The sequence below is a fragment of the Bartonella sp. AD328YNZD genome (assembly GCF_042196425.1).
The window spans coordinates 1-3,147 of the sequence record NZ_JBHIQG010000282.1 but is presented as its reverse complement, the minus strand read 5'-3'; the positions used below and the strand labels follow the sequence as shown (position 1 = coordinate 3,147).

Genomic DNA, 3,147 nt, shown 5'->3' with positions numbered 1-3,147 from the left:
ATATTGCGACAGGAACAGTTTTATCTCTATTTTCTTTTTTCATTTTCTTTGGATAATGTTATTTCGATAACAAATTGCAAAGCTAACAGATCAATCTTTTTATGATTCTCTTTATCGCTATTAATATTCCAATCTCTAACAGAACTTATAGAACCACCAGTTCTTTCTCATTTTCTCTGAAGAATTGAATTACGCTGCATTTCAGTATCATAGCATAAAGACGTTTTGTATAAAGAATGCGAATTTCTCGCAACATTTTTCAAGTGTTATCAATATCTAAAGGAACATCTCATTCACCACTTTAAAAGAAAGAACTATGATATTCTTCTTTTCCTTTGTAAAACAAAAGTAATTCCTTCTCACTTATGATAGCATCATAAAAATAGAAAAATGATTTTAGAAATCATTTAAATTTTCTATCATTAAAGACTTTTTCCTAAACTCAAATGACAACTGTCTAGCGCTATTTGAGCAAAAATTAAAACTCCCCTTATCCCAATAAAAACAAATAACATACTGATTAAAATAATAAATTTTAGAAAACCATAAAAACTTCTGATAACTTTCTGAAATAGTTTTAAAAATCATCTATAATTTGTTATCAAAATAGCAAAAAACTCCATATTCAAATATCTGTTACTTTATTTAAGATGAAAATATTCTCTTTTTTCAAAACTATATTCTTTTCTTTATCCACACAAAATCATAAAAAACGTTTTTTTCCTTTACACCTCATTTATATCATGCTTCGATACAAAATAATGTTTTTTCAGTGTAATTTAATCTCAAAATAATTAAAGGGAACTCCCAAAAAATGGACTACAAACAAAATTTAAAAGATAATTCTCACGATGGATTGCAACGTGGGCTACACAACCGACATGTACAACTTATAGCCATTGGAGGGGCGATTGGAACAGGTCTCTTCATGGGATCAGGAAAAACAATTAGTGTAGCAGGTCCTTCCATCATACTCGTTTATGCTATTATCGGTTTTGCTCTATACTTTGTCATGCGCGCTATGGGAGAATTATTGCTTTCTAATTCTCAATACCGATCTCTTATTGATTTTTCAACCGATATGCTAGGACCGGGAATCGCTTTCTTTGTTGGCTGGAGCTATTGGTTAAGCTGGGTTGTAACGGGAGCTGCTGATATTATTGCCATCATCACTTATATGAACTTTTGGTGGCCAACACTCAATCCATGGTTTACTGTTTTTGCTTGTATTAGTGTCTTTTTAATCTTTAACCTCTTTGCCGTAAAACTATTTGGTGAGCTTGAGTTTTGGTTTGGTCTTATTAAAGTCGTAGCAATTTTAGCATTAATTATTGTTGGTTTTTATATGATCGCTACAGGATTTACTTCTCCCAATGGTACGGTTGCTTCACTCAATCACGTATGGAACGATGGAAATATCTTCCCACGAGGAATGACAGGATTTTTTGCTGGATTTCAAATTGCCATTTTTTCTTTTGTTGGCATAGAAATTGCTGGAACAACTGCTGCTGAAGTCAAAGAACCTAGAAAAGTTCTCCCCAAAGCAATTAATGCAATACCAGTCCGTATTGTACTCTTTTACATTTTTTCTCTCGCTGTAATTATGTCTGTCACACCTTGGGATCAAATTGTTCCAGATAAAAGCCCCTTTGTCTCGATGTTTTGGCTTGCAGGCATTCCAATAGCTGCTGGCTTGGTAAATTTTGTTGTTCTCACCTCAGCTGCCTCTTCAGCAAATAGTGGTATTTTTTCTACCAGCCGTATGATATATGGACTTGCAACACAAAAAGGTGCTCCTCCAATTTTAGGTAAACTTTCTAAATACCATGTTCCAGCCAACGCTCTATTCTTTTCTTGCTTATGTATTTTAATAGGGTATACAATTGCCTCACTCTCTCCAAGCCTTATAAGTGCTTTTACAATTGTAACGAGCATTTCGGCTATTGCATTTTTATTTGTATGGTCTGTCATTTTGATTAGCTATATTGTGTATCGTCGCAATCGCCCTCATCTACACGCTGAATCCATCTATAAGATGCCAGGAGGTGTTATCATGTGTGGGATCATTTTAGTTTTCTTTGCTTTCATGCTTTATTTATTGACATTAGAACCTGATACTCTAATAGCCTTTAAATATAGTATAGTCTGGTTTATTTTCTTAGGTATAATGTATTTCATGTTCGTAAGAAAATACGCATCTAAAAATAATAAATAAAATTTGTACATAAAAAACATCTCAAAAAAGGGTAACTAAAGTTATCCTTTTTTCGCGCTTGACCTCCTCCCCACACCTCAAAGGAGGAGGATTCCCACCAGCCTCTGGTCTGTCAACAGTCCAGCTTCTCTCGGCGGATTTCACCTGATAACCACTCATGCAGTTTACTTCATAGGATCCACGGGCAAGCCCTACCCTGAATACGGGTCACAATATCTAAAAACACTTAATATCTAAAGCTTATCATGCCTCATATCACCACTCTAAACAACGGTGTTTTACGGCATAATAAGGATAAGACGTAAGCGATTTGCAAAGAATTCTCTATAAACTTCACTTACATTGTTTATTCCCCAAGCATTTAAACTTTATCTAAAACATCAGAAAAACAAAGTTTGCATTCAACTTTTTCTCAAAATTAAAAATACAGCTTTAAATAGAATATATCCCAACAATTATCTACAATAAAAAAGATTATATGAAAATATTTTTTATGTAGAATAACTTTTAATTATTATTTTTCAAATTTATTATACAGATATATTTAATTTTATTAAAAAAGTTAAAGTATTTTAAAATAACTATATTTTTATTTAAAATAAAAATTTTATAAATAATTAATTTAAATATAAAATATATAAATCATTAATATATTATTTAATATAAATAAATTAAATTAATAATATAAAAATAATTATTTCATAATATATTATAATATATAATATCTTTTACTATGTATAAATCATCAAAAATTAAAATTTTATACTAAATTTATATTATGTTAATGATTTTATAAAATAATTATATCATTAATTTGTAATATTTTTTCTTTATTCACATGGAATTGCAAAAAATATTCCTTTACTCCCTAGCTATATCATGTTTCGATAGAAGGGATTACCTTTTTTAGGGTAATTTTATCTTAAAATAAC

The 3,147-nt window shown here is 30.5% G+C and carries 1 protein-coding gene; it reads left to right on the top strand.

Features of this window, described 5'->3' with window-relative positions; translation table 11 throughout:
• Positions 1-814: 814 nt before the first annotated feature.
• Positions 815-2,215 (top strand): amino acid permease, encoded by a 1,401-nt coding sequence (locus ACFIO3_RS10615; RefSeq protein WP_375608259.1) that lies wholly within the window; start codon positions 815-817, stop codon positions 2,213-2,215.
• Positions 2,216-3,147: the final 932 nt, after the last annotated feature.